Consider the following 18,350-nt stretch of genomic DNA (forward strand, 5'->3'; position numbering starts at 1 on the left):
GAGCACGCCCTGCCCCCCGCGGACGATCCCACCCCACATGGAGATGATCGCCGGCCCGTCCACGATGCCGCTCCCCATGCGGGTGATCTCCGCCCCGCCGTTCACGCCCTTCCCGCAGCCCGGCTTCCTGGCCGGGGTGAGCGGTGGGCCGCTCGTCGCGCTGTTCGCGATGCAGGCGGGCGCGGCCGCGCTCAGCGCCATCGCGGTCGCCGGTGACGGCAGGTGGCCGGACCTGCGGATCCCCGGCGCGCTCGTGCTCGTCGCTGCGGTCGGGCACGTCCTGCTGTGGGGCGGTCTCGTGGTACCGGTCCGGCGGTTCGCGGACGCGACGGCGCGCATGGCCGCCCAGGATCGGGTCGACATGGTGCCCCGTGGGCGGGTCGCCGAGCTGGACCGCGTCGCGCTGGGGCTGTACCGGTTCCACCCCAGCGGCGTCAGCCGGCGCAGCTCCCGGCCCCGTCGCCTGGTGGTCCCGCTCGCCGCTGCGCCGTGCCTCGTCGCCCTGCTCGTACTCGGCTGGGTGGTGCCGACCGCGATCGCGACCGTCGGCGGGGCCGCGCTGCCCATCGAGGAGGTCGCCCGTGCCGCGGGCGTGCGGGCCGATGAACGGGCCGCGGAACTGGACGCCGCACTGCGCGGCGGGCTCACCGCACTCCAACGGGCGGCCGACCCGCCGACCGGCGGGGTCGTCGCCGACCCCGGCACCACCGTCAGTGGGATCCTCGCGGCGGAACCGCTGTTCCGGTCGGTGTCGATCGTCGACCGGGCAGGCCGGCCGATCGTGACCGCGGGTCCCGCGCTCGACGAGCCGGTCGCCGTTCCGCCCGCCGAGCCACGGGTCGTGCAGGCCAACACCTCCGGGAGCGAACCGCTCGTCCGGGCATCCGCCCCGATGGACGGCACGACCGCGCTCGTGGCCGAGTTCGACCCCCGCGCGCTGAACGACGTGATCCGCGCGGCCGGCGGCGACACCCGGGTGGTCGACCCGCAGCGCGCCACCGTGCTCGACACCGGCGGCTACACCGCGTTCGAGCCGCTGGACGACCCGGCGCTCGGGGCGCTCGCCGCGAGAGTGTCCACGGACGCCCCCCGTGCCGAGCAGCCGGTCGACGGGCGGGGTGCCGCGGCCCGGCTCGTGAGCGCCCCGGGCGCGCCCACCGATCTCGGATGGGTGCTCATCGAGGAGCAGGACGTGACGGTCGCCGCGCTGGCCGACGACGGCAGCAGGCGCGCCACCCTCGTCGTGATCGCGCTGATCACGAGCCTGGCGGTCGGGGCACTCGCGTGGACCACGGTCACGGTCGTGCTGCCCGCCCGCAGGCTGGCCCGGCACGTCGAGCGGCTGGCCACCGGTGACGAGGTGCCCCCGCTCGCTCCGCAGCGCCTCGACGAGCTCGGCACCGCCGTCGCGGCGACCAACCATTTCGCCGTGACGCACACCGGTCCTGCCGGGGAGATCCGCCCGTGACGTACCTGTTCGGTGTGTACGTGGCCGGCTGCCTGTTCCTCCTGGTCGCCGGGCTGGTCGAGCAGCGCGGCCACCACCGGCGCCTGGCCTCGATCCCGGAGCGGGTCGTCGTGAACGGCATCCGCGGCAAGAGCTCCATCACCCGGCTGTGTGCCGGGGCGCTGCGCGGCGGCGGCCTGCGGACGGTCGCGAAGACGACCGGCACGGCGGCCCGCTTCATCCTCCCGGACGGCACCGAGGAGCCGGTGCACCGCAAGTTCGGGATCGCGAACATCGTCGAGCAGATCGGGATCATCCGCCGCGCGGCGGCCTGCGGGCCGGACGCGCTGGTGATCGAGTGCATGGCCGTGCTGCCGGACCTGCAGGAGATCAACGAGAAGAAGCTGGTGCGCTCCACGATCTGCGTGATCTGCAACGTCCGCGAGGACCACCTCGACGAGATGGGGCCCACCCTCGACGACGTCGCCCGCTCGCTCTCGCGGTCGATGCCCGTCGGCGGGATCTGCGTCACCGCCGAGCGCGACCGGCTGCACATCCTGCAGGAGGAGGCCCGGAAGCGGGACTGCGAGCTCGTCGTCGTGGACCCCGAGTCCGTCCGGGACGACGAGATGGAGCGCTTCCGGTGGATCACGTTCAAGGAGAACGTGGCCGTCGCGCTGGCCGTCGCGCAGCTGTGCGGTGTCGGCCGGGGGGAGGCGATGGCCGGGATGGTCGCGGCGCGTCCGGACCCCGGCACGGTCACCGTCGACACCTACGCCACCGGCCGCGGCCGGCTCGCGTTCGCGAACGTCTTCGCCGCGAACGACCCCGAGTCCACGCTGATGAACATCCATCTCCTCGAGGACCGCGGCCTGCTGTACGACCCGCTCACGGTCGTGATCAACTGCCGTCCGGACCGCATCGAGCGCAACGGGCAGATGGGCGAGCTGACCGGCCGGATCCAGCCGGACCGGATCGTGCTGATCGGGGAACAGACCCACAGCGCCCGGGCCAGAGTGCCGCGCGAGCTCGCCGACCGGGTCCTCGACCTCGGCGGTGACCTCGACGTCGACGCCTTCCTGGACAGCGTCGCGTTCGGGCCCGGGGGACACGCGTGCGTGGTCGCGGTCGGCAACATCCACGGGCAGGGTGAGGTGCTGCTCTCCCACATCGCCGCGCTGCCTCGGGCCGTGGCTGCCGAGGCGGCCTGATGTTCGCCGCCATCCTCGCGCCGCAGGCGGCGACCCTCGCCCTCGCGATCGGGCTGCTGTTCGCGCTGATCTGCTACCTCACCACCAACCTCTCGCCCGGCGGCATGATCACGCCCGGCTGGCTGGCCCTCACGCTCGTGGAGGACGCGCTGAAGGTCGCGGTGATCGCTGGTGTCACGGTGGTCACCTACCTCGGGGTGCGCGTCCTGCAACGACTGGTGATCCTCTACGGCAAGCGTCTGTTCGCGGCCGTCATGATGCTGTCGGTGCTGCTCTCGACCGCCCTGTTCCTGCTGGTCCAGCGGGACTACCCCCTGCTCTTCGCGCACGAGACCCTCGGTTTCGTGATCCCGGGCCTCGTCGCCTACCAGCTGGTGCGGCAGCCGCCGGCGGCCACCGTGCTCGCGACGTCGGCGGTGAGCCTGGCCAGCTACGGGGTGCTCGCGAGCGGGCTGGTGCTCGGGGCGGTGTCCGTCCAGTGAACGGCCGGAGCAGGCTCCTCCTCCGCCGCGCTCTCATGGGTGTGCTGGCCGTCGGGGTGGGCGTCGGCGGGATCGTCCTCGGAGCGGAGCGGGAGGAGGCACGCGTGGCCTCGATCGCGGTGTCGCCGTCGGCTCCCGCGCCCGTGTCGACCGAGCTGGGTTTCGTGCGCCGCGACGGGCCCGCTCGTACGACCGTGGTCGACGCGGCGGGCACGGTGCTCGCCACCTTCACCGACGGCGCACGCACGGTCACCCTCGACGGGCCGGAGCGCACCTTCGCCGAACCCCAGTTCCCCGGCCGCGCGGTGACCACGCGGGTGTGGGTGCGGCTACTGCCCCAGGAGTGGCGCCCTGAGGACGAGAACGCGCCCTGGGTGCGCGACTGGCTGGAGACGAACCTCGGCAGCACCGAGCCCGACGTGCTGGCGTTCGCGCAGGACTACCTGGACGGGGCGCCGGAGGAACGGGACGCCCAGGAGGTGCGGTTCAAGGGCGACGCGGCCTTCGGCCCGCCTCCGCCGCCGGGCAGCCCACCCATCGAGAACAACGACTTCTACGACTACCTGGGCGTCGACTGGAGTTTCGCGGACGGCGCGCGACGCGAGCCCGACCCGGTGCGCTACGGCACCGTCGACTGCTCCGGCTTCGTCCGGCTCGTCTACGGCTTCCGGGCCGGCTACCCGCTGATCCCCACCAACGACCGCGGGCCGGGCCTGCCGAGGCGTGCGCGGGCCATGTCGGAGAACGGGCCGGGGGTCACCCTGTTGCCCGACACCGGCGGGATCCCGACGGACCTCGGTGTGCTCCAGGCCGGGGACCTGCTGTTCTTCGACCTGGACAAGACGGCCGACGGCCGGACCGACCACGTGGCGATCTACCTGGGACGGGACGAGTCCGGCGGGCACCGGTTCGTGTCCAGCCGGGTGCGCGCCGACGGGCCGACCCTCGGTGACCTCGGCGGGACGTCCCTGCTCGACGACGGGGGGTACTACGCGCGGTCGTTCCGGTCGGCGAAGCGGCTGTGACCCCTGCACACGTGCCCGTAACGCCGCATCACAACGCCAGGAACGGGATGCCGGACCGCAACTCGCCCGGGGTGTGGCCGGTCGCCCACCGCATCGCCCGCGCGAGCTGCGGCTGGTCGTAGTAGCCGCCGGCGGTCACCACGTCGGCGATCGATCTCCCCGCCGTGAGGAGTCGCGCGGCGTGCTGTGCCTGCTCGATGCTGACGAGCTTGCGGTGCGAGATCCCGACAGCCCGGCGGAACCTGATCTGCGCGATCCGTTCCGACATGCCGCGTGGTCGTTCGCCGTGCCGGATCTCGTCGACGAGAGGGTCGAAGACCAACAGACCTGCGCGCACCAGCCGGTCGAGGAATACATCGACGTTCTGCTCGGTCGGCATCTCCCAGTCCCGGTTGGCCAGCAGGATCCGGCCGCCCGGCAGGGTCGGCAACAACGCATCGTTGAGGTCGGTCAGACCGGAGGGCGGGTACAGCGGCAGATAAGCACCGAGCCGCAGTTCGACGCCGAAGAACTCGCAGCCCTCCGGGCACGTCAGCGATGTGCCCGCCGTCTCCGGTCCGCGGACGTGCACCGTCAACCCGTCACCGCTCCGGGCAAACGCGATCATGGATGAGGCCTTCGCCGCCGAGGTGAAGCCGGTCGCGGCGTCACAGCTCGCCGACCACACCCGTTGCACCAGCGGGAGTTCGCCGGCGACGGCGTTGAAGATCAGTCCCATCGGGCGCGATCCTAGACCTCATCGCTGCCCGGCCTTGGCCCCAGAAACGCGATGGACGAGGCGTGCTCCCCACTTTCGGTGGACACCTCGTGCGTGAAGGGCCGGGCCATGAGGCTCTGCGGAACCGGGAGGTCCGGGACAGGGGGTCCGGGGGGCGGCGCCCCTCCGGGCGGGGGTCTGGGGCTGCGCCCCCAGAAAAACCCGAAACGCCCCCGGTCCGCGTTCCGCGGACCGGGGGCGCCTGGGCGTGGAGGTGCCGGGAATCGAACCCGGGTCCTCCGTCACTTCACGAGGGCTTCTCCGTGCGCAGTCCGCTGTGCCTCTACTCGGATCCACCGGTCACGCGGACGAGCCGGTGTGACGATCCCAGTCGCTGTTCGGTGTCCCCGCCCACCCCGCGACCGGGTGGACAGGTAAGTCCCCTAGCTGATGCCGGACCCCGGGTCGGGAACACACCCGGACCGACAGCCCCTTACTGGATCAGGCAGCAAGCGCGAAGTCGCGCTGGCTGGCCTTAGCCGGGGCGTGCTGCGTATTAGCGGCACTTGTTTTTTTGCGACGTATGGTTTTCGAGATCATCGTCGCCTTCCTCGGCACGCTTCCCCTCGCTCCGCATCCGGAGTCGAAACCGTTCACCCCCTTCTACGCCCGGCTGTCGGGCGTCCGTCGAGTGTAACGCCTGGACACCCGTCGTTCATCCCGGTTCCGACGAGCCGCGTCGCCGCAGGCGACGGCCGGCGAGGGCACGGCCCGGCTCGCGCCCGTCACGGTCGTGGTCGCCGGTGCGTTGCGCCGGCACCCGCGTGTGGGGAGCGGCCGGGTCGACCGCGGGGAACCCTCCGCTGCAGCTCGGACCGTGCCATCCACCGGCCCGATCCGGCAAGAACGGCAGTTCGTCGGCGGGTGCGGGCTGGTCGGAGATGGCGGCTTCGATGCGCTGTTGCTCACGCCTTCGTCGGCTGCCGTACACGGCGAGGATCGCGGCCATCGCGATCGCGGCGAGCAACACCAGGACGACGACGATTGTCAGCGCCATTGCCATTCCCGGGTGTACCCGCTTCCCGGGATCGATAACCGGGCTGGTCAGAGGCCCAGAAGCCGGGCCGGAGCCGTGTGGAGCACCGAGCGGAGGAACGGGACGCCGAGCCGCGGGTCCGCGGAGGCCCACTCCGCGACCGCGCGCACCTGCTCGGCGTACGGGTAGGGGATGTTGGGGAAGTCCGAGCCGAAGACCACGCGGTCGGCGACGTCGGCGAGTCGCGCGGGCCAGTCGGCCGGCAGCGGTGCGAACCGGCCGCTGAACGCGGTGCCGACCATCGTCGTGTCGATGTGCACGCCCTCGTGGCGGTGCACGAGGTCGAGCGCGGTGCCGAAGTCGGGCATCCCCGCGTGCGCGAGGACGGCACACAGCCGGCTGTGCTCGGCGAGGACCTCGCCGAAGACGTCGAGCCCGGTGTGGGCGCCGGGGATCGGCCCGTGCCCGCAGTGCACGACGACGGGCACGCCCGCCTCGGCGAGAAGCCCCCATGCCGGCCGCAGCATCGGGTCCCGCGGGTCGAACGCGCCGACCTGCACGTGCACCTTCACCGCCCTGGCTCCGGACTCGACGGCCGCGGCCAGGTAGTCGGCCACGTCCGGCTCGGGGTAGAGCGTGGCCGTGGGCACCGCGTCGGGGGTGGCGGCGGCGAACTGCGTGACCCACTCGGTGAGCCAGCGCGCCATGCCCGGCTTGTGCGGGTAGACGAGCGGCGCGAACGTCCGCACCCCGAGCTTCTTCAGCGTGGCGACCCGCTCCGGCTCGGGGGTGCGGTAGTGGATCGGCCAGGCCGTGCCGTAGTGCGTGGCCGCCTGGTCGAAGTACGCCCAGACCTTGCGCAGCATCCGCTCCGGCAGGAAGTGCACGTGGATGTCGACGATCCCGGGCACACCGAGATCGGCGAGGAACCGCGGGACGTCGTCGTCGGACTCCGGAGGCGGCGGAACGGTCACCGCATCTCCCGCGCCCGTCCCTTCACGGCGCGTCCGTACGCCCGCTGGATCTCCCGGTCGGCGTCGCGCTTGGCGAGGTCGGCGCGCTTGTCGTAGTCCCGCTTGCCTCGGGCGAGCGCCAGCTCCAGCTTGACCTTGCCGTCGCTGAAGTACAGCGACATCGGCACGAGCGTGAGCCCGCCCTCGCGGATCTTGCCGATGAGCCGCTCGATCTCGCCGCGGTGCAGGAGCAGCTTGCGCGTGCGCCGGGGCTCGTGGTTGGTCCAGCTGCCCTGCGTGTACTCCGGGATGTGCAGGCCGCGGAGGAACACCTCGCCGTCGTCGATCGTGGCGAAGGAGTCGACGAGGGAGGCGCGGCCCAGCCGCAGGCTCTTCACCTCGGTGCCCATCAGCGCCACGCCGGCCTCGTAGGTGTCGAGGATGGTGTAGTCGTGTCGCGCCCTGCGGTTCTGCGCGATCACCTTGCGCCCCGTCTCCTTCACCGGTCCAGCGTACGCGGACGGAGGGATCGGAGGCTCGCGGTTAGAGGCGCACGTACATCCGCAGCGTCGCGTAGCCGGTGACCGCCGCGATCCCGCCACCGATCATCACGAGGATCGGGGCGACCCACAGGATGTCGGCGAGCTCGACCGGCGGCACCACACCGTTGGCCACGATGCCGGAGAGCAGCTCGTCGACGAACAGGTACTTCCCGGCCAGCAGGCCTGCGACGGCGATCAGGGCGCCGACCACACCGGTGACCACCGCCTCGATGAGGAACGGCAGCTGCGTGTACCAGCGGGTGGCGCCGACGAGACGCATCACGCCCACCTCGGTGCGCCGGGTGTACGCCGAGACCTGCACCGTGTTGGAGATCAGCAGCAGGGCCGCGATCGCCTGCACGACGGCGAGCGCGAACGTGACGTCGCGGAAGCTGCCGATCATGTCGAACAGCTTGGAGACAACCTCACGCTGGTCGATCACGTTGCGCACGCCCACCTGCCCCGTCATGGCCTGGCGGACGGCGTCGGCGCCCGCCGACTGGTCGGCCAGCCGCACCCGCAACGTGGCGGGCAGCGACTGCGGGCGGGCGACCTCGGCGAGGGCCTGCCCGGCGAACAGCTCCTGGAAGTGCTCGTAGGCCTCCTGCTGGCTCTGGAACCGCACCGACTCCACGACCGGTGAGCGTTCGAGGATTTCGCGCAGGTCGGCGCAGATCGGCTGGCTGCAGTCGAGGTCGGCGGCCGAGACGTCCGCGGTGAGGGTGACCTGCACCTCGAAGCGGTCGCTGTAGAGCTGCTCGGTGCGGTCGATCGTGCGGACGGCGAGCAGCCCGGTGCCGACGAGGCCCAGCGAGATCGCGGTGGTGAGCACCATCGCGATCGTCATCGTGACGTTGCGGCGCAGGCCGGTGGCGACCTCGCGGACGACGAAGTCGGTGCGCATACCTCTACCGCCCCACGCCGTAGACGCCGCGAACGTCGTCGCGGACGACGGTGCCGAGGTCGAGCTCGACGACCCGGCGGCGCATCGAGTCGACGATCGAGTGGTCGTGGGTGGCCATGAGCACGGTCGTGCCGGTCCGGTTGATCCGCTCCAGCAGCAGCATGATGTCCTGGCTGGTGTCCGGGTCGAGGTTGCCCGTCGGCTCGTCGGCGAGCAGCACCTGCGGCCGGTTGACGAAGGCCCGCGCGATCGCGACGCGCTGCTGCTCACCGCCGGAGAGCTCGTGCGGCATGCGGTCGGCCTTGCCGGTGAGCCCCACGAGGTCGAGCACCTCGGGCACGACCTTGTTCACGGTGTTGCGCGACTTGCCGATCACCTCGAGGGCGAAGGCGACGTTCTCGCCGACCGTCTTGTTCGACAGCAGCCGGAAGTCCTGGAACACGCACCCGATCCGCTGGCGCAGCTTGGGCACGCGGCGCCGCGGCAGCTTCGCGACGTTCATGTCGGAGACGTAGATGTCGCCCTTGGTGGGCACGTCCTCGCGCAGCAACAGCCGGAGGAACGTCGACTTGCCGGAGCCGGACGGGCCGATGAGGAAGACGAACTCGCCCTTCTCCACCGACATCGACACCCGGTCGAGAGCCGGGCGCGTCGAGGTCTTGTACAGCTTGGTGACGCGTTCCAGGCGGATCACGACGCGGAAGGTTACTCGTGGGTCGGTCCCACCCCGGGCACCGACCCGCCTATGCGTCAGCCGTTGCCTGGCTGCGGCGCCAGCGGATGCCTGCCTCGATGAAGCCGTCGATGTCGCCGTCGAGCACGGCCGAGGGGTTTCCGACCTCGTGCTCGGTGCGCAGGTCCTTGACCATCTGGTACGGGTGCAGCACGTAGGAGCGCATCTGGTTGCCCCAGGACGAGCCGGCGTCCTTCAGCGCGTTCATCGCCGCCTTCTCCTCCCGGCGGCGCTGCTCCAGCAGGCGCGACTGCAGCACCCGCATCGCCGCCGCCCGGTTCTGGATCTGCGACTTCTCGTTCTGGCAGGACACGACGATGCCGGTGGGCAGGTGGGTGATCCGCACGGCCGAGTCGGTGGTGTTGACGCTCTGCCCGCCGGGGCCGGAGGAGCGGAACACGTCGATGCGGATCTCGTTCTCCGGGATGTCGACGTGGTCGGTGGTCTCGGTGACCGGCAGGACCTCGACCCCGGCGAACGACGTCTGCCTGCGGCCCTGGTTGTCGAACGGCGAGATCCGCACGAGCCGGTGGGTGCCCTGCTCGACCGAGAGGGTGCCGTAGGCGAACGGCGCGTGCACCTGGAACGTGGCCGACTTGATGCCCGCCTCCTCCGCGTAGGAGGTGTCGAGGACGTCGACGCCGTAGCCGTGCCGCTCGGCCCAGCGCAGGTACATGCGCATGAGCATCTCGGCGAAGTCGGCGGCGTCCACCCCGCCCGCCTCGGAGCGGATCGTCACCAGCGCCTCGCGCGGGTCGTACTCGCCCGACAGCAGGGTGCGCACCTCGAGCGAGGCGATCTCCTCGCGGAGCTTGGCCCGCTCGGCGTCGGCGTCGGCGATCGCGGACTGGTCGCCCTCGTCCTCGGCCAGCTCGTAGAGGATCGGCAGGTCCTCGAGCCTGCGCCGCAGGTCGTCCAGGCGGCGCAGGTCGCCCTGTGCGTGGGCGAGGCGGCTGGTGACGCGCTGGGCCGCCTCCGCGTCGTCCCACAGGTCGGGCTGGCCGGCCTGGTCGGAGAGGTCGGCGATCTCGGCGCGCAGCGCGGGCAGGTCGGTGACCGCCTCGATGCTCTCCAGGGTGGCGGAGAGGTCCTTCAGATCGGCCGCGGCGTCGGGGTTCACAACACTTCAGGCTACGCGCAGGCGGGGGCCACTCACTCCGGGATGGCGTCGATGAGCTTGAGCACCGCGCGGACGTGGGCCACCGCGAAGTCGGCCGCCGCTTTCCGGTACGGGTCGCGCTCGGCGCGGGCCGCCGCGCGGGCCGCCGCGAGCCGCTCGGTGTAGGCCTCCCGGCTGGTACGCACCAGCTCGGCCCGCTGCTTGGGGCCGAGCGTGCGGGCGTGCAGCAGCCGCAACACCAGCGGGCTGCGCAGGCTGTCCGCGCCCCGGCCGGCCGCCACCCACGCCCGGAACGCCCGCTTCCCCTGGGCCGTGAGCACGTACTGCTGCGACGCGCGCGGCCCCTGTTCCCCCCGTTCGAGCAACCCGGCGGCCGCGAGCGCCGGCAGCTCCCGGTAGACCTGGCTGCGGGTGACCGAGAAGAAGGCGCCGAAGCGCTCCTTGGCGGCCGTGACGAGCTGTCCGCCCGACATGGGGCCCTCGTGCAGGAGGCCGAGCAGCGCGGCGGCGGTGGCGTTCACGGCGGGAGCTCGCGGGGCCGGCATGCGGGCCACCGTGCCATCCGGGGCCGCGGATCGCCACGACCGTGTATCGCCGTGTTACGAAGCGTCACAGCGCGCTCGTACTTCACGCCGAGCTCACAGACGGCGCCCCAAGGTTCCCGCCAACATCCCGGCGAGCGAGGATGGACACCAGATCAGACCCGCCCGGCGTAGGCAAGGAGACGCATGGTCCGGTTCCTGGTGCGCCGCCTCGTCAACTACGTCGCGCTCTGCCTGGTCGCCACCTTCCTCGCCTTCAGCCTCGCGGCACTGACGTTCGATCCACTGGCGAACTTCGCCGAGCGCATCCCGCCGCCGCCGGCCGAGGTGATCGAGGCCAAGCGGGCCGAGCTGCGGCTCGACGAACCCGTCCCGCAGCGGTTCGTCGGCTGGCTCGGCGACGTCGTGCAGGGCGACTTCGGGACGACGGTGACCGGTGTGCCGATCTCGGACCAGCTCTACAGCCGCATCGGGGTGAGCCTGCGGCTGTTCCTCGTCGGCACGGTGCTCGGCGTCGTGGCCGGGGTGATCGTCGGGGTCGCGAGCGCGGTGCGCCAGTACCGGTTCGGCGACTACGCCGCCACGTTCTTCTCGTTCCTCGTGCTGTCGACCCCGGTCTTCGTGCTGGCACAGCTGCTCAAGTTCGGCGGCCTGCAGCTCAACGAGGCAGCGGGGACGACGATCCTCTACTTCCAGGGCGAGGTGACGCCGAGCTTCCAGGGCAGCGCACTGGCCGAGCTGGTCGACCGCCTGCAGCACCTCGTGCTCCCCACGCTCGCCATCGCGCTGGGCCAGATCGCCTACTACAGCCGCTACCAGCGCAGCGCGATGCTCGACGTGCTCGGCAGCGACTTCCTGCGCACCGCGCAGGCCAAGGGCCTCACCCGCCGCCGTGCGCTGTTCACCCACGGCCTGCGCACCGCGCTCATCCCGATGGCCACGCTCTTCGCGTTCGGGTTCGGGCTCCTCGTCACCGGGGGCGTGTTCACCGAACGCATCTTCGGCTGGTTCGGGATGGGCGACTGGCTGGTCTACGGCGTGCAGCAGCAGGACACGAACATCGTCGCGATCGTCACGCTCTTCATCGCGATCCTCGTCCTCGTCTCGGGCTGGCTGTCCGACGTCCTCTACGCCGCACTCGACCCGCGCATCAGGATCAGGTGAGAAGGCATGTCCGCACCGGTCGAGAGCTCCGCGCCCGTCGGGCCCGCCGAGCCCGTCGTGGCGGGACGGACCACCCGCGGCCGGCTCGTCGCTCGCCGCTTCCTCCGCAACTGGCAGGGGCTGCTCGGCCTCACCTCGATCGTGCTGCTGTTCGCGCTCGCCTACATCGGCCCGCTGGTGAACGACTGGGGGTACGACCAGCTCGACTACACCTCGTTCCTCGAGGCGCCGTCCGCGGACCACTGGTTCGGCACGACGCAGGTCGGCGCGGACGTCTTCGCGCAGACCATGCGCGGACTGCAGAAGTCGCTCGTCATCGGGCTGCTCGTCGGCCTGATCTCGACCGGCCTCGCGGCGGTCGTCGGCGCGGCGGCCGGCTACTTCGGCGGCTGGGTCGACCGGGTCCTGATGTGGGTCGTGGACCTGCTGCTCGTCCTGCCCTCGTTCCTGATCATAGCCATCCTCTCCCCGACCTTCCGCGGCGAGACGTGGCTGGTCTTCGTCGTGCTGCTCGCCGCGTTCGGCTGGATGATCACGGCCCGGATCGTGCGCGGCATGACGCTCTCGCTGCGCGAGCGGGAGTTCGTCAAGGCCGCCCGTTTCACGGGCGTGCCCCCCTGGAAGATCATCTTCCGGCACATCGTGCCGAACATGTCGTCACTGCTGATCATCGACGCGACCATCACCGTCGGGTCCGCGATCCTCGCCGAGACGGGCCTGTCGTTCTTCGGTTTCGGGGTGCAGCCGCCCGACGTGTCGCTGGGCTCGCTGATCGCCGCGGGCACCGACTCCGCACTGACCTACCCGTGGCTCTTCCTCTTCTCCGCGGGTTTCCTGGTGGTGGCGGTGCTGTCGGTGAACCTCGTCGGCGACGGCCTGCGTGACGCGCTCGACGCCAGTTCCCAGCGTGCGGCCAAGGGCGACCGATGAGCCTCGCTGAACCTGTTTTCGACGAGCCGATGGCGGCGAACGAGCCCGTGCTGTCCGTGCGGGACCTCACCGTGTCGTTCCCCAGCGAGGCAGGGCGGGTCGAGGCGGTCCGCGGGCTGGACCTCGACCTCGCGCCGGGCGAGGTGCTCGGGATCGTCGGGGAGTCCGGATCGGGGAAGTCGGTGTCCTCGATGGCCGTCATGGGGCTGCTGCCCGGCCAGGCGCGCGTCACCGGCTCCGTGCGGTTCCAGGGCGTCGAACTGCTCGGCAAGCCGGACGCCGAGCTCTCCCGGATCCGCGGCCGCAAGATCGCGATGGTGTTCCAGGACCCGCTGTCCGCGCTCACGCCGGTCTACACCGTCGGCGACCAGATCGCCGAAGCCCTGCGGATCCACCGGCGCGGCATGTCTGCGTCCGCCGCCCGCGCACGGGCGGTGGAGCTGCTCGACCTCGTGGGCATCCCGAACGCCACCGCGCGGGCCCGCGCCTTCCCGCACGAGTTCTCGGGGGGCATGCGGCAGCGCGCGGTGATCGCCATGGCCATCGCCAACGACCCCGACCTGATCATCGCCGACGAGCCGACCACCGCGCTCGACGTCACCGTGCAGGCGCAGGTGCTGGAGGTGCTGAAGACCGCGCGGGCGGTCACCGGTGCGGCGATCATGCTGATCACCCACGACCTGGGCGTCGTCGCCGGCACCGCCGACCGCGTGATGGTCATGTACGCGGGCCGGGCGGTGGAGACCGCGCCCGTCGACGAGCTGTTCGCACGCCCGCGGATGCCCTACACCCTCGGTCTTCTCGGCTCACTCCCCCGGCTCGACGCGGACGAGCGACGGCCGCTCGTCCCGATCGAGGGGCAACCGCCCGCACTCACCGACATGCCGCCGGGCTGCCCGTTCTCCCCGCGCTGCCCCCTCGCCGTCGACCTCTGCCGCGAGGTCGAGCCCGAGCTCGCGCCGGTCGCGGGCGCTGATCACCGGGACGACGAGCACCGGGACGACGAGCACCGGGCGGCCTGCCACCGCAGCAGCGAGCTCGAACGGCGTGACGCCGCCGACGTGTACGGGGCGGAACCACCGCCCGGGCCGCCGGAGACGCCGCGCGAGCAGCGGGACACCGTCCTGCGCGTCGACGGCATGATCAAGCACTACCCGGTCTCGACCGGAACGGTCTTCCGCAGGCGGGTCGGCACCGTGCACGCCGTCGACGGGGTCGGCTTCGACATCCGGGCGGGCGAGACGCTCGGCCTGGTCGGGGAGTCGGGTTGCGGCAAGACCACCACCCTGATGGAGATCCTCGGGCTCGAGGCGCCCGAACGCGGCACGGTCGAGGTGCTCGGCCGCGACGTCCGCACGTTGACCACGAAGGACCGCAGGGCGCTGCGACGGGACGTCCAGGTGGTGTTCCAGGACCCGATCGCCTCGCTCGACCCGAGGATGCCGGTCGCCGACATCCTCGCCGAGCCGCTCGTCACCCACGACGTGCCGCGGGACGAGGTCCGGCGGCGGATTCCCGCGCTGCTGCAGCTGGTCGGGCTGCGCCCGGAGCACGCGAGCCGCTACCCCGCGGAGTTCTCCGGCGGACAGCGCCAGCGGATCGGCATCGCGAGAGCCCTGGCGCTCGAACCGAAGCTCCTCGTCCTGGACGAGCCGGTGTCGGCACTCGACGTCTCCATCCAGGCCGGCGTGATCAACCTGCTCGAGGACCTGCGGGTCCGGTTGGGGCTCGCGTACCTCTTCGTCGCCCACGACCTGTCGGTCGTGCGGCACATCGCCGACCGGGTCGCCGTGATGTACCTCGGGCGGATCGTGGAGATCGGCGACGTGCGCACCGTGTTCCGGGCGCCCGAGCACCCGTACACCCAGGCGCTGCTCTCGGCGATCCCGGTGCCCGACCCCGCGGTCGAGCGCTCCCGCGAACGCATCCTGCTCACCGGCGACCTGCCCAGCCCGGCCGAACCACCGTCCGGGTGCCGCTTCCGCTCCCGGTGCTTCCGGTACGCCGCGCTCGACGCCGTCGATCGGCAGCGGTGCGAGACCGACGACCCGCGGCTGGAGCCGCCGCCCGGCAAGGCCCGCGAGACCCACGACCACGAGGTGGCCTGCCACTACGCCGCACCGCACGCCGTGCTGTGACGTTGCAGTTGTGAGAGGGCCGTGACAGGAAGGACCACCATGCGAATCCGGTCGACGACCGTCATGGCGCTCGTCACCGCGCTCGCCGTGAGCGCCTGTGGCGGCGGTTCCGGCGGAGGTGGTGGCGCCCCGGTGGTGGCGCCCGACCAGCAGCAGCAGGGCCAGAACGAGATCAATCCCGTACCGCGGGACCAGATCCCGGACGGCGGTGACCTGCGTTGGCCGCTCGACCAGCTCCCGGACAACTTCAACCGCAACCAGGTCGACGGGACGCTCGGCGTGAACGGCGAGGTCATGTCGGCGTTGATGCCCGGCGCCCACCGCACCCTGCCCGACGCGACCGTCGAGGTGGACACCGACTACTTCACCTCGATCGAGCTGACCTCCAGCGAGCCGCAGACCATCACCTACACGCTCCGGCCGGAGGCCGCCTGGGACGACGGCACGCCGATCACGTGGCGCGACCTGCAGGCCCAGTGGCAGGCCCTGAACGGCAGCAACCCGGCGTTCCTGGTGGCCTCGACCACGGGGTACGAGGACATCGCCTCGGTCGAGCGCGGCGCGGACGACAAGCAGGCCGTCGTCACGTTCGCCCGGGTGTTCAGCGAGTGGCGCAGCCTGTTCAGCCCGATCTACCCGGCGTCCACCAACACCGATCCGGCAGTGTTCAACAGCGGCTGGATCAACGCCGTGCCGACCTCGGCGGGGCCGTTCCGGTTCGAGACCGTCGACACCACCGCCCAGACGATCACCCTGGCGCGCAACGAGAAGTGGTGGGCCGATCGGCCGAAGCTGGACCGCATCATCTTCCGGGTCGTCGAGCGCGGAGCGCTGGCCGATGCGCTCGCCAACAACGAGATCGACTGGTACTCGATCGGCTCGGACGTCAACCTGTTCGCCCGCGCGCAGACCATCCCGGGCACCGAGATCCGGCAGGCCGTCGAGCCGCGGTACAACCACATCACGTTCGGCGGCGCGCCCGGCGCCCCGCTGGCGGACCCCGCGCTGCGCCGCGCGGTCGCCCGGGCCATCGACCGGCAGGCCATCGCTCGCGCGCTGATCGGCCAGATCGTCCCGGAGACCACGCCACTGGGGAACTACATCTACGTGCAGGGGTCGAGGAACTACGTCGATCACTCACAGGTGGTGGCCTTCGACCCGGCGGCGTCCGCCGCCGCACTCGACCAGCTCGGCTGGACGTCCCCCGGCGCGGGGCAGGTCCGCACGAACAACGGGCGCCCGCTCACCCTGCGGCTCGTGACCGACGCGGGCAACCCGATCACCGAGCGGGTCACGGCGCTGGTCCGGTCCCAGCTCGCCGCCGCCGGCATCGGCGTCGAGCTCGTGCAGGCCGCGGCAGGTGACTTCTTCGACCAGTACGTCACGCCGGGCAACTTCGACATGGTGACGTTCGGCTGGGAAGGCACGCCGTTCCCGGTCACGTCGACCCGCAACGTCTACTCGACCACGGGTGAGCAGAACTACGGCCACATCGGCACCCCCGAGATCGACGCGTTGTACGACCAGGCGATCCGCGAGCTCGACGACGCCCGGCGGATCGAGCTCGGCCAGCAGATCGACCAGCTGCTCTGGCAGGAGATGCCGCAGCTACCGCTCTACCAGTCCACCGGTGCCTACGCCGTGCGCAGCACGGTCGCCAACTACGGAGCTCCGGGTTTCGCCTCCGTCGACTACGCCGACATCGGTTTCGTCGGCTGACCAGACCAGGGAGAACGATGAGAACCCGTTCGCGCCGTCTCGCGGTGGGCGCCGTGGCCATGGCGTTGCTGCTGACCGCATGCGGTGGAGGTGGCGGCGCCGGTGACGCGGGCGGCGGGCTCGCCGGGATCGACGAGCAGCAGCGGGGTGTCAACGACATCAACCCCGTCGCGCGCGAGCAGGTCCGCGACGGCGGGGACCTGCGCTGGCCGATCGACGCGATCCCGGACAACTTCAACATCAACCACGTCGACGGCAACCTCGTCGACAACCGCGAGATCGTCGAAGCCCTGCTGCCCGGCGCGTTCGTCCGCGAGGCCGACGGCACCGTGAGCCTCGACGAGGACTACTTCACCTCGATCGAGCTCACCTCCACCGCCCCGCAGGTCGTGACCTACACGATCAACCCGGCTGCCGGCTGGGACGACGGCACGCCGATCACGTGGCGCGACCTGCAGGCCCAGTGGCAGGCGCTGAACGGCACGAACCCGGCCTACCTGCCCGCCGACACCGCCGGGTACGACAGCGTGGCGTCGGTCGAGCGGGGCGTGGACGACAAGCAGGCCGTGGTCACGTTCGCCACCCCCTACGCCGAGTGGCGCGCGATGTACGAGCACATCTACCCGGCGGCAACCAACACCGACCCGGAGGCGTTCAACCGGGGCTGGCTGACCTCGATCGGAACGACGGCGGGCCCGTTCCGCGCCGAGAACGTCGACACCACCGGGCAGACGATCACCCTCGTCCGCAACGAGAAGTGGTGGGGCGAGCCCGCGAAGCTGGACCGCATCATCTTCCGGGTCGTCGAGCGGAGCGCGCTCGCCGACGCGCTGGCGAACAACGAGATCGACAGCTACCGCATCGGATCGGACGTCAACCTGTCCGCCCGTGCACAGGGAATTCCCGGCGTGGTCGTGCGGCAGGCCGTCGAGCCCCTGTTCAACCACATCACGTTCAACGGCGGACCGGGCGCCGTCCTGTCCGATCCCGCGCTGCGCCGGGCCATCGTGCAGGGCATGGACCGCCAGGCCATCGCGACCGCCCTCGTCGGCCAGATCGTCCCGACCATCACGCCCCTCAACCAGTTCATCTTCGTGCAGGGGTCGGAGAACTACGTCGACCACGCCCAGGGCGTCGCGTACGACCCGGCAGCCGCGGGTGCCGCCCTCGACGCGCTGGGCTGGGTCTCACCGGGCGAGGGCCAGGCCCGCGTGCGCAACGGGCAGCCGCTGGACGTGCGCTACGTCGCGACCGCGGGCAACCCCATCAGCGAGCGGATCGTCGCCATCACCTCGCAGCAGCTGCGGGCGATCGGGGTGGGCGTCGAGGTGGTCCCGGTGGCCTCGGCGGACCTGTTCGACCAGTACGTGAACCCCGGGAACTTCGACATGATCGGCTTCGCGTACTCCGGCTCGCCGTTCCCGATCACGAGCAGCCGCGAGGTCTTCGTCTCGGGCAGCGAGTCGAACGTGAGCCGCATCAACACCCCGGAGATCGACGCCCTGTTCGCGCAGGCCAGCGCCGAGCTCGACGACGCGAAGCGCATCGAGCTCTGCCAACGGATCGACCAGGCGCTCTGGGAGCAGATGCCCTACGTGCCGCTGTACCAGGCCACCGGAGCGGTCGCGGTGCGCAGCACGCTCGCGAACTTCGGCGCCAAGGGGTTCGCCGACCTCGACTACACCGAGATCGGCTTCACCGCGTGAC

General features: G+C 71.5%; 17 protein-coding genes and 1 other RNA gene. 9 read left to right on the forward strand and 9 right to left on the reverse strand.

The window, feature by feature from the left end; genetic code table 11:
* The first annotated feature begins 37 nt into the window (after positions 1-37).
* The 4 genes from FHX44_RS10310 to FHX44_RS10325 are packed head-to-tail and all read left to right on the forward strand — an operon-like array spanning position 38 to position 4,165.
* Positions 38-1,468 carry a HAMP domain-containing protein gene (locus FHX44_RS10310; protein ID WP_147255282.1) on the forward strand — a complete coding sequence of 477 codons (1,431 nt, stop codon included), beginning with the start codon at positions 38-40 and terminating at the stop codon, positions 1,466-1,468.
* Positions 1,465-2,658, forward strand: coding sequence for a poly-gamma-glutamate synthase PgsB (gene pgsB, locus FHX44_RS10315; RefSeq protein WP_147255283.1), 1,194 nt, complete (start codon positions 1,465-1,467; stop codon positions 2,656-2,658). The genes FHX44_RS10310 and pgsB overlap by 4 nt, the downstream gene beginning before the upstream one ends.
* Positions 2,658-3,140, forward strand: coding sequence for a poly-gamma-glutamate biosynthesis protein PgsC/CapC (locus tag FHX44_RS10320; RefSeq protein ID WP_147255284.1), 483 nt, complete (start codon positions 2,658-2,660; stop codon positions 3,138-3,140). Before pgsB ends, FHX44_RS10320 begins: the two co-directional genes overlap by 1 nt.
* A complete protein-coding gene (locus tag FHX44_RS10325; RefSeq protein WP_147255285.1) occupies positions 3,137-4,165 on the forward strand; it encodes a C40 family peptidase in 1,029 nt (342 codons plus the stop codon). Before FHX44_RS10320 ends, FHX44_RS10325 begins: the two co-directional genes overlap by 4 nt.
* A gap of 28 nt (positions 4,166-4,193) precedes the next feature.
* Here the strand turns inward: FHX44_RS10325 and FHX44_RS10330 are convergent, their stop codons facing one another.
* From FHX44_RS10330 to FHX44_RS10370, 9 genes are all read right to left on the reverse strand, one after another.
* Complete coding sequence (locus tag FHX44_RS10330) at positions 4,194-4,883, reverse strand: helix-turn-helix domain-containing protein (protein WP_147255286.1); 690 nt, start codon at positions 4,881-4,883, stop codon at positions 4,194-4,196.
* A 245-nt stretch (positions 4,884-5,128) separates the two neighbouring features.
* Positions 5,129-5,523, reverse strand: a transfer-messenger RNA (tmRNA) gene (gene ssrA, locus FHX44_RS10335).
* Positions 5,524-5,577: 54 nt separating this feature from the next.
* A complete protein-coding gene (locus FHX44_RS10340; RefSeq protein ID WP_147255287.1) occupies positions 5,578-5,919 on the reverse strand; it encodes a hypothetical protein in 342 nt (113 codons plus the stop codon).
* Positions 5,920-5,966: 47 nt separating this feature from the next.
* The gene (locus tag FHX44_RS10345) at positions 5,967-6,872 is read right to left on the reverse strand and encodes an amidohydrolase family protein (RefSeq protein ID WP_147255288.1); all 906 of its coding nucleotides are present in this window, start codon (positions 6,870-6,872) and stop codon (positions 5,967-5,969) included.
* Entirely contained in the window at positions 6,869-7,354 is a 486-nt protein-coding gene (smpB, locus tag FHX44_RS10350; RefSeq protein WP_147255289.1) for an SsrA-binding protein SmpB, read from the reverse strand. The genes FHX44_RS10345 and smpB overlap by 4 nt, the downstream gene beginning before the upstream one ends.
* A gap of 40 nt (positions 7,355-7,394) precedes the next feature.
* Positions 7,395-8,297, reverse strand: coding sequence for a permease-like cell division protein FtsX (ftsX, locus tag FHX44_RS10355; protein ID WP_147255290.1), 903 nt, complete (start codon positions 8,295-8,297; stop codon positions 7,395-7,397).
* A 4-nt stretch (positions 8,298-8,301) separates the two neighbouring features.
* Positions 8,302-8,991 (reverse strand): cell division ATP-binding protein FtsE, encoded by a 690-nt coding sequence (gene ftsE, locus FHX44_RS10360; RefSeq protein ID WP_147255291.1) that lies wholly within the window; start codon positions 8,989-8,991, stop codon positions 8,302-8,304.
* 49 nt (positions 8,992-9,040) lie between these two features.
* Positions 9,041-10,150, reverse strand: a complete 1,110-nt coding sequence (prfB, locus tag FHX44_RS10365; RefSeq protein ID WP_147255292.1) for a peptide chain release factor 2 — start codon at positions 10,148-10,150, stop codon at positions 9,041-9,043.
* Positions 10,151-10,182: 32 nt separating this feature from the next.
* Positions 10,183-10,695 (reverse strand): helix-turn-helix transcriptional regulator, encoded by a 513-nt coding sequence (locus FHX44_RS10370; RefSeq protein WP_147255293.1) that lies wholly within the window; start codon positions 10,693-10,695, stop codon positions 10,183-10,185.
* Between the two features lie 183 nt (positions 10,696-10,878).
* Between FHX44_RS10370 and FHX44_RS10375 the strand changes: the two genes are divergently transcribed.
* Genes FHX44_RS10375 through FHX44_RS10395 form a run of 5 tightly spaced genes read left to right on the forward strand, consistent with a single transcriptional unit; the run spans position 10,879 to position 18,349 of the window.
* Positions 10,879-11,856: an ABC transporter permease gene (locus tag FHX44_RS10375; protein ID WP_147255294.1), complete on the forward strand. Its 978-nt coding sequence runs from the start codon at positions 10,879-10,881 to the stop codon at positions 11,854-11,856.
* Between the two features lie 6 nt (positions 11,857-11,862).
* Positions 11,863-12,786 (forward strand): ABC transporter permease, encoded by a 924-nt coding sequence (locus tag FHX44_RS10380; RefSeq protein ID WP_147255295.1) that lies wholly within the window; start codon positions 11,863-11,865, stop codon positions 12,784-12,786.
* Positions 12,783-14,924, forward strand: a complete 2,142-nt coding sequence (locus FHX44_RS10385) for an ABC transporter ATP-binding protein (protein ID WP_147255296.1) — start codon at positions 12,783-12,785, stop codon at positions 14,922-14,924. Before FHX44_RS10380 ends, FHX44_RS10385 begins: the two co-directional genes overlap by 4 nt.
* Before the next feature lie 39 nt (positions 14,925-14,963).
* Positions 14,964-16,643, forward strand: coding sequence for an ABC transporter family substrate-binding protein (locus FHX44_RS10390; RefSeq protein ID WP_147255297.1), 1,680 nt, complete (start codon positions 14,964-14,966; stop codon positions 16,641-16,643).
* 17 nt (positions 16,644-16,660) lie between these two features.
* The gene (locus tag FHX44_RS10395) at positions 16,661-18,349 is read left to right on the forward strand and encodes an ABC transporter family substrate-binding protein (protein WP_147255298.1); all 1,689 of its coding nucleotides are present in this window, start codon (positions 16,661-16,663) and stop codon (positions 18,347-18,349) included.
* Position 18,350: the final 1 nt, after the last annotated feature.

Origin of the sequence: Pseudonocardia hierapolitana (assembly GCF_007994075.1) — a bacterium.
GTDB classification, from domain to species: domain Bacteria; phylum Actinomycetota; class Actinomycetes; order Mycobacteriales; family Pseudonocardiaceae; genus Pseudonocardia; species Pseudonocardia hierapolitana.